The organism is Bartonella sp. AC70YNML, from assembly GCF_042196545.1.
Taxonomy (GTDB): Bacteria; Pseudomonadota; Alphaproteobacteria; order Rhizobiales; family Rhizobiaceae; genus Bartonella.
Genome location: NZ_JBHIQK010000008.1, coordinates 86,152 through 94,015 on the forward strand (window position 1 = coordinate 86,152; position 7,864 = coordinate 94,015).

General features: G+C 38.8%; 9 protein-coding genes. 3 read left to right on the top strand and 6 right to left on the bottom strand.

What is annotated here, in order from left to right; all coding sequences use genetic code 11:
• Positions 1-437 precede the first annotated feature (437 nt).
• Positions 438-761 (top strand): hypothetical protein, encoded by a 324-nt coding sequence (locus ACFIMU_RS06650; RefSeq protein WP_375615460.1) that lies wholly within the window; start codon positions 438-440, stop codon positions 759-761.
• Positions 762-1,665: 904 nt separating this feature from the next.
• Here the strand turns inward: ACFIMU_RS06650 and ACFIMU_RS06655 are convergent.
• From ACFIMU_RS06655 to ACFIMU_RS06680, 6 genes are all read right to left on the bottom strand, one after another.
• Positions 1,666-2,835, bottom strand: a complete 1,170-nt coding sequence (locus tag ACFIMU_RS06655; RefSeq protein ID WP_375696917.1) for a DUF6990 domain-containing protein — start codon at positions 2,833-2,835, stop codon at positions 1,666-1,668.
• Between the two features lie 13 nt (positions 2,836-2,848).
• Positions 2,849-3,223: a hypothetical protein gene (locus ACFIMU_RS06660; RefSeq protein ID WP_375607075.1), complete on the bottom strand. Its 375-nt coding sequence runs from the start codon at positions 3,221-3,223 to the stop codon at positions 2,849-2,851.
• Between the two features lie 511 nt (positions 3,224-3,734).
• Positions 3,735-3,893, bottom strand: a complete 159-nt coding sequence (locus ACFIMU_RS06665) for a hypothetical protein (RefSeq protein ID WP_375696918.1) — start codon at positions 3,891-3,893, stop codon at positions 3,735-3,737.
• 25 nt (positions 3,894-3,918) lie between these two features.
• Positions 3,919-4,203 carry a hypothetical protein gene (locus tag ACFIMU_RS06670; protein ID WP_375696919.1) on the bottom strand — a complete coding sequence of 95 codons (285 nt, stop codon included), beginning with the start codon at positions 4,201-4,203 and terminating at the stop codon, positions 3,919-3,921.
• 59 nt (positions 4,204-4,262) lie between these two features.
• A complete protein-coding gene (locus tag ACFIMU_RS06675; RefSeq protein WP_375696920.1) occupies positions 4,263-4,445 on the bottom strand; it encodes a hypothetical protein in 183 nt (60 codons plus the stop codon).
• 401 nt (positions 4,446-4,846) lie between these two features.
• Positions 4,847-5,404: a hypothetical protein gene (locus ACFIMU_RS06680; protein ID WP_375696921.1), complete on the bottom strand. Its 558-nt coding sequence runs from the start codon at positions 5,402-5,404 to the stop codon at positions 4,847-4,849.
• Between the two features lie 987 nt (positions 5,405-6,391).
• On the opposite strand from ACFIMU_RS06680, the gene ACFIMU_RS06685 reads away from it, so the two are divergent.
• Together ACFIMU_RS06685 and ACFIMU_RS06690 are read left to right on the top strand one after the other, a co-directional pair.
• Entirely contained in the window at positions 6,392-6,955 is a 564-nt protein-coding gene (locus ACFIMU_RS06685) for an NADPH-dependent FMN reductase (RefSeq protein ID WP_375607079.1), read from the top strand.
• Positions 6,956-6,973: 18 nt separating this feature from the next.
• Complete coding sequence (locus tag ACFIMU_RS06690) at positions 6,974-7,489, top strand: short-chain dehydrogenase (protein WP_375614465.1); 516 nt, start codon at positions 6,974-6,976, stop codon at positions 7,487-7,489.
• Positions 7,490-7,864 lie beyond the last annotated feature (375 nt).

A 7,864-nucleotide genomic window follows, 5' to 3' on the forward strand; every position in this document is an offset into this window, starting at 1 on the left:
AAGAGTGCATCCTTCCCCTCAAGGGATACCTCCGACCCTCAAAGGAGGCATCCAATCTATGAGGATGCACTCTAGCCTTCAAAAAGAGTGCATCTTTCCCCTCAAGGGGTTTACTCAACTTTCATCGCATATCATTTTTATGAACCCTCATTTTTATGAATCCTTGATCAAAGATACAAAAAGAAGTTTGCTAGCAACTATTGTATCACCCACCTTATGGGATTCCACTTCTCTACAGAGCTTTCAAACTTTTTTACGCCTTCATAAAGTCGAATCTGAAAGAATTCATTAAGGCAATTAAGGGTAAATTTTGTCAATTTCTAGACAAAGTTTATTCTTTTTTGTGATTGTTGTATTTTTACTATAGTTATTTAAATCGAATTTATATATGATACGTATCGATATTTATTTATAGAAATAAATATAGGAGAAAAACTATGAATATCAGATATTTTTTCATAGCTGGGGCTATTACAAGTGGTTTAGCTCTCGCGATTCAAAAATCTGATCGTATAGTCAATAAACAACCCTCTCCTATTGTTGCTCCTTATACTATTGAGAAAACAACTTTACAGTTTGTTAAACAAGTAAGGGACACATCGGATACATTGAATATACTGAGAGTCAGTAATAGAAGCGCATCAGAACAAGCATCCATCAACGATATATACGATAAAGCAGAAAATTTATTGAATGCAATAGCTGGTTTTTTAGGATCACTTATTATATATTTCTTACAACTTGTTGCTAATAAAATATAAGATACAAAAAGTTCTTAAAGTAAGGTTATATACATTTTGTGTATATTGTAAAAATTTAAATAAAAAGGCCCTTTATAAAATGGGGCCTTTTTTAGTTTAATTTTTCCTTTGTTTTAGTTTAATTTTTATTGTGTTTTTATTTTTATTGGCCAAATATCATCGCCTTCAAAAATGCCATTTTTACTTGTCTCACATCTCAAATGACAAAGGCTCTACCCCCTAGCTTCCCTCCCATAGCGCTTTAGTTAATAAGGGTCCGCAATCTTCTTGTTTTTCCCAAAATTCTTCTGTTTTCAAGAAAATGACCATGCATCCCCTACGTCATCGAATTGGCTTCCAGATCTCCATGAAACAGACTTAAAAACACAAAAATACCATAAATTTTTACATCAATATCACCATACTGAAACACTGTTGAAGCTTAACAAGCGCTGCTTCATTGGCAAGGACTTCTTAAAAAGACAAAAAATACCTCAAAGGCAAAAGAGCTTAACACTGCTCAAAAATGGCATTTTTGCCTTCCTCTCATCTCAAATGACAAAGGCTCTACCCTCTTTTAGGCTCTACCCTCTTTTAGGCTCTACCCTCTTTTATAGCTCCCCCGTAGCGCCCCTTGAGTCAATGAAGCTTTCCCTCATAGCGCTTATTCAAGCGCTAATTTATGAGCATTTTCTAACAAAACAACAGAACCGTCTTAAAGAAGAGAGCGAATTTATAATTGATTTTTCTCCCCTATTCTTGAGGATCAAGCCATTTTCAGTCTATTTTTTAAAATCTTGGCTATTATTCTCGATTTTTCGAACACTTTATTTTGCTCTGGTAAGAAAGGTGTGAAAGCGTCTCAATCATAGCGCTTTCACATCTTTTAAATAAGAGCGCTTTTCTTCAACAGGAGAGTACAACACTAATCAATTTTTATATCCATAAATGCGATTTTACCATCTTTAATATAAGTAATATCAGGAGCATGTTTTACCCCCTCTGCTTCAAACACGAACTGTTCATCACTCACCCCTTCAAATCCTTGTTCTCTTAATTCTTGTTTTTTCTCCTCAACTAATTTTTTATGAAAATCTCGTTTTTGATTACACAAATTAAGGTTTCTATCTCTAAAAAGCTGATAGTCCATGGCTATGGACAACTTCTCAGCAACCCGTTCCAGCAGATCGTAACTGAACTTTCCTTCCCTTTCCACTTCTTGAGCGATCACCATCGCGCGTTCCAAATGAACTTTTTCAATGGTTTCATCAAAGCCAAGCTGGTTCCCTGCCGTAAAACTTTCGTCATAAGAAGCTAAAGTCTCCACATCGCCCAGCAAAGCAAGAGCAGCAAGATGCAGCAAAGCATAAGGTGCGAGCTCTATGTCATCATTCGGTGTCCAAGATAAAGAGTCTTTTTCCCAAGGAGGAAGACGATATTGAGAGCGAAAAGTTTCATGCAAAGAATCATCTTCCATTGTCCATTTTAAAGTTTTTTCAAGCGCTTTTTTTAAACACGCGGCACTCACTTTTTCTTCAAAAATTTCCAATCCATTGGGCACAAAATTCATAAATACCGTTGGCAAAACCCCAGAATTATGAGGATTAATCGTCTGACAAGCAGCCGCAAAAACACCGCTCATAATTAAAAGCCCGCGATCAAACGGGGAAAATTCTTCCACGTGTTTTTCGTTATAAAGAAACTGCACTTCGCGATCTGGTAAAAAGAGGGTTGCCAAATAATCTCCTTTTCCCTCGATGTCCACAGACCACCCCAAGCTTTTTAAAAGCGCTGTTGCACTTTCTATCGTGAGAATTTCATCATCATCATAACCGACAAAGGGTTCTTTTTCCTTTTCCTTTAGTTGCAAACGCCTCTTCTGCAGCACGGCTTCATCTTTCCAAAACTGCTGCATTGCAAGATCATTTTCTTTAAGCACGCGTTCCAACGCGCCTTTCACTTGGAAATTCATTTTCATCCGTTTAAAGACAGAGGTATAAAGAGCTAAAACAAGCATGATAATGATCATGCAAATAACAATAAATACCCAGAACTCGGGATCTAATAGAAGTACAGCTATAGGATCACTGTTCATTTTTCCCCCCTCACTATTTACACAACCCGTGCGACAGAGAGCTTATTTGCTCTCGCTCAGAGAGCGCTTCGTCTAGTTTCTGAATATTTTTGTACAACTCACCCGTCACTTTGGTGCGAAGCCGTAACATAACCGGAATAAAAATAATGACACAGACCATTATAATGTCCGTTGTTTTAAGGAGAACGGCATGCACAACATATTGCCACCCTGTCAGCTGCCAATTTAATACACCTGGTATTCCTAGAACCATTCTCCAGATGACAAAGACAACAGCAATAGCAAAAATAACTTTATAATCCTTTGCTGAGAGCAACACTTGCTGAAGCGAAAAAGAATGCACTCCTTTATGCTTTTCTTGCTCTGATGTCCAATTTTGCTCCTTCATGTATTCCCCTCTCACTCTTTGAAAAGCCCCGTGTGACAGAGAGCTTATTTGTCTCACACAGAGATTGCCTCTTCTCGTTTCTGGATCTTTTTTTCCAATTTACGCATTTTGATGATGCAAAACCCAAATACCACCGGAATAAAGAAAAGTACACAGGCCGTTATGGCTTACGTCATAATAAAAATTATAATATTCCTGCTGCCTTGGCCCCTCTTGCCTTCCTCACATCTCAAACAGTGAAGATTTTCAAACCGTACCAATCTATAAACAATAGTCACAATTCAGCTTTTTCTTCCTAAAAATTCTCCTATTTTCAAGAAAATGACCCTGCATCCCCACTTCAATAGGATTCATTTCAAAGCTTGAATGAACAAGGCTCCTAAAAATACGAAAACAACCCATATACCGCGCGGCGCCTACGAGCAAAACCGTTCCTTCCTCAGGACTCAAACGATAAAGTAAGTCTCAAGCGCTCACTCTAGGCTCTAAACCCCACGGGCTCTTATTCCCTTTAATCAACACTGATCCATAATCGGCTTTTCTTCCACTCAATGCCATCCTCAACACTGCCCCTTAGAGCAATGTTTATGGACAACCCATAAAGAGCACCAAAACATCTCAGAGGCAAAATGGTATAGAGAGCAATCCCTGTAAATATTGAATCTCTCATAATTTCTTCATTATTTTTCCCCCTCTCACGACTTCTCAAACGCTGTATCCTGTTCTTTCAAGACGTTTTTCAGTTCTTTTCTTAAACAGCGATACGTTCTCACCTGCTTAAAGACACCATAATAAAGTTCCAAAATCATCATGGGAATAAAAGCAACCCCCAATGTCACGAACATAAGCACGAGAACAAATATCATGACAAGCATATCACTCCTTTTTTCTCTATCGCCTTTTTTATACCGATCCTTTTGATAGGTTATTTTACCCCGTTGCAGGTTTATTTCTTTCAATTTTTGAATATTTTTTACCAACAAACGCCACAATATGATGCAGAGCATCAACATAACTGGGAACAAGACCAAAACACACACTATAATAACTTTCCAAAACGCATACAGAGAGAGAAAAAGAGGTGTATCCCACCACCCTGTCCGTTCCCCATTGCTACCCAAGGATAGGAGAAAGAAAATCCTGTTCCACAACTCAAGAGAGAAAATGCTGTACTCTTTGCTATCCAAGGATGAGAGAAAGAAAATCCTGTTCCACAGCTCAAGAAAGAAAATCCTATTCCATAGCTCAATAATGAGTGAGAGAAAACAAATGACAACATGCTCTTGCACAGAAAAAACACTTTTTTCGAAAAAATGGCGCAGTCCATTATAAAATGCTGAATTTTTCCCCTTCATTGCTCTTCCTTTTTATGAAAAACGCATTTCTTTATCTCATGCCCGCTCTTTTAAGAACCACGAAAAGTACAATGCATGGTGCTTCCCTTATTTTCAATAAAAACCCCCAACTTTCTAAAAGCGCGGTTGCTCTTCCAAATGATTAAGAGCATCTTCCTCATTACAAACCTGATAGGCTTCTTTATCCTCTTTGCCTGATGATTTTCCAACCATCCCCTCTTTCTTGTGTCACAAGCTTCCAAACAGTGCCTCTCCCCCCTCACAATAGCTACGCAAGCGCCTTGTCACTCTCTTTTCCTATGCGTTTTAATTCCCGTTTCACTCTACAATACGTTCTCACGCGCTTGAAAACAAAATAATAAAATTCTAAAATGAGCATGACAACACCCACAGGAAAAAAGACATCTAGCAGAAATATCAACCAAAAATATACGATAAAAAAACTGCTTATTCTTTCTCTATTGTTTTTTACCGGATTATTTTGTTGATCGGTTGTGTGACCCCGTTGCTGGATAGCCTCTTCTAACTGCTGAATCATTTTTTTTAACAAATACGTTAAGATGAGATAAAGCACCAATAAAACAGGCATCAAGGCAACAACAACAACCATGATGACTTCACGCATCACAAAGAGCGACAAAAGAGTGCTATCCTGCGATACACTCAACGACCACTTGGATTCTAATGGGATCAAAAGAGCTTTATAACCTATCCCAATAAGGATAGAAATAAGACAAATAATAATATGATCTTTATAAGAACAAAATGATTTTCCAAAAACAAGAGAGCACCGTTTGTTATAAAACGTGTAATTTTCCCCCTTCATTTGCTCTTCCCTTTTATGCAACTGTTTGTCCCTAACTTTTATAAGGACACGAATAACCTCTCAAGCACAATTACATCCATTGTCGTCAAACAGAATACCTCAGAGAACACTCGTATTGCATATTTATGTTGCCAATACTTTTGCCAATTCACGTGCTTGTTTTCAAGAAACATCTCTCAACACTTGCAAACCAACGCGCGTCACCCCCATTTCATGAACAGCCCCCATGAAAGAGATAACAATAGCGCCCCCATGAATATATTCTCCTTACTATAAACTCTATCACCCCTATTGTTTCAATAAAAAATGTAATCCGGCACCATTCATATACGCCCCCCTGCGGCCTCTACAATAGCCTTACCCTCCCCTTGCAACAAGCACGCCATAACTCCGTTCCTCAACACAGACACCCCCATTACCCTAAGGCTCCTACAACAACCCCACCCCTGCCCCAACAACAGCCATATCCCGCCTTTACGATAGCCTTTATCCCTTGAAAAAACAGAAGCATTTTTATTCTTTTCTCATTGTTTTCGGCCCCCCACTTAAGACATAAAAAAAGGAACTTCCATTGATTTGCAAATGATCGCGCAATAAGAGCATTTGAAATGAGAAAATCTAACAACTTTCTTATTCCAATTAAAAAAGCTCAATGATCATTCAAAATACGATGATATCTTCCATATTTCATTAGAGTTCTTGCAAGGCAATAGCTCAGAACATATTCATAAAAACGCTTCTAAGACACGAGACAGCCGCTATTTTTGAGATCACGCGTTTTAATATTAATGAAAGCACTAACATTCCCTTACAAGTTTGAGGTGTTGTTTTGTCAACAATCTTGTTAGCATGGACTGATTCTATGATGATGCGATACCATCACAATTGCTCTTTATGGACAGCATAATGATACGCATCATTTTACTCATAATTCTTTATAAGCCTTGCGTTATAGGCTTGTTGGGAAAAAAATAAAGGAGAATCCTGTTGAATATAGCAATTATTTTGGGGTCTGTGCGTCAACCTTCCTTAACAAGAACTTTAGCCAGTTATTTAGCGGATTGCCTCATGAAGCGGGGTGCATCACTTCATTGGGTTGATTTGCGTGAACATCCCTTGCCAATGACAGATCCAGATTATCATCAGCAGGTTGAGGCTAATCCAAGTGCAGCAGTCCGTGAGTTTGTAAAAACCATTGCAGCGGCTGATGGTGTTATTCTAGCAAGCCCCGTTTATCAAGGGTCTTATTCGGGTGTTTTAAAAAATGCTCTTGATAATTTAGCCTATAATGCCTTTTTAAATAAACCTGTTGGACTTATCTCTCATGGGAGTACGGCCAAAAAATGCGCACAACCTTGTGAACATTTAGTGCCGGTGGTGCACACGCTTTATGGTTACACACTCCAATGTCAAATTGCCTCTTCCAACGAAGATTTTTCCTCAGATGATGAAGGTCGTACTTGGAAAGTTATAAGTGAAGAGGTACAAACACGTTGTGAAAGACTTGCTGATGAAATGTACACATTTTTAAAGCAAAGAGGTGGGATTTAAAGCAATAAGGGAGGGGGCATGAAAAAAAAAGAGGCGCGCTATCGTTATTTAGTGGTAGGGGGCACAGGGATGCTTGCTCCTTTGTATCAATCACTAGAGCCGCAAGAAGTGATTATTGCTGCACGCTTTCTTTCCCATAAAGTCCAGCTTGAGGCATTGCACAACAAACAGTTGTGCGTGTCGTTGGATTATGATTGTGCGGCATCAAAGGCGCAATTTTTAGAAACTGTGAAGCAATGGCATGATCTAAAATATTGCATATTATGGATTCATTCGCCTGCCCATGCATTTTCCTGCGCATTAATTGAGCAGTTAGCTCTTTTGCCTAAACCACCATGTATTCTTCATATTTTTGGTTCCAACACGCATGATCAAATAATCCTCGAGTGCGCACGCAAAAACAAGGTTGATTTTATCCCCATTCAATTAGGACAAAAAACAACCCCAAAAGGTTTACGACGGCTGCCCCATCAGGAGATAAGCCAACAGGTACTGGATGCCATAAAAAACCATATGAATAAACAAAACTTATGATCAATACCTCTGCTTTGCAAAGAAGCAGTGCCCCTTCAAACTCTATCCATACCCAAACACCCTCTTGAATAACTCATACTCTCTACATCATAGGCTTTTAGAACGAACAATCCCTCTCCTTTACGCCTCTAAACAGCGTCCTTATATCAACAGCTCCAAAACCAAACATTTTTTTCCTCCTCACACGGGCTTATCCCCCTCTCACAACCCTCACAGCCCTTGATCAACCACACACCCTATTACAGTTCCACGTTTTTACGATTTTACAAATTCACAGAAAATAACAAACTTCCGATCAACAGCCCCATTGAAGCCTATTACAAGCTTATTATAAGCCTATCACTTACCATCACCCCTTTTCCCCCAACGCCCTCC

Bases quoted from the DNA above. Each gene is read 5' to 3' on its own strand.
- ACFIMU_RS06650 (WP_375615460.1), top strand. From the start codon at position 438: ATGAATATCAGATATTTTTTCATAGCTGGGGCTATTACAAGTGGTTTA.
- ACFIMU_RS06655 (WP_375696917.1), bottom strand. From the start codon at position 2,835: ATGAACAGTGATCCTATAGCTGTACTTCTATTAGATCCCGAGTTCTGG.
- ACFIMU_RS06660 (WP_375607075.1), bottom strand. From the start codon at position 3,223: ATGAAGGAGCAAAATTGGACATCAGAGCAAGAAAAGCATAAAGGAGTG.
- ACFIMU_RS06665 (WP_375696918.1), bottom strand. From the start codon at position 3,893: ATGAGAGATTCAATATTTACAGGGATTGCTCTCTATACCATTTTGCCT.
- ACFIMU_RS06680 (WP_375696921.1), bottom strand. From the start codon at position 5,404: ATGAAGGGGGAAAATTACACGTTTTATAACAAACGGTGCTCTCTTGTT.
- ACFIMU_RS06690 (WP_375614465.1), top strand. From the start codon at position 6,974: ATGAAAAAAAAAGAGGCGCGCTATCGTTATTTAGTGGTAGGGGGCACA.